Source organism: Bacillus sp. SIMBA_008, from assembly GCF_046535495.1.
Taxonomy (GTDB): Bacteria; Bacillota; Bacilli; order Bacillales; family Bacillaceae; genus Bacillus; species Bacillus subtilis.
On record NZ_JAWRWL010000860.1, the window covers coordinates 1 to 254 of the forward strand.

Genomic DNA, 254 nt, shown 5'->3' on the forward strand with positions numbered 1-254 from the left:
GCCACTCCGATAATGCGTTTACGACAGATGCGCCGACACCATGCAGACCGCCGCTTGTTTTATAGCCGCCCTGTCCGAATTTCCCCCCGGCATGCAGCACGGTGAAAATAACTTCCGGCGTCGGCTTTCCGAGCTTATGCATCCCGGTCGGCATTCCGCGTCCTCTATCCTGAACGGAGATGCTGTTGTCCTTATGTATCGTTACGATAATATGATCTCCGTAGCCGGCAAGAACTTCATCGACGGAATTGTCG

Annotated in this window: 1 protein-coding gene; it reads right to left on the reverse strand. The window is 53.9% G+C overall.

The genetic code is table 11. The annotated features are described in order from the left end of the window. A partial coding sequence (locus SB658_RS25785) for an ATP-binding protein (RefSeq protein ID WP_410603310.1) occupies nt 1–254 on the reverse strand: 254 nt, incomplete at both ends.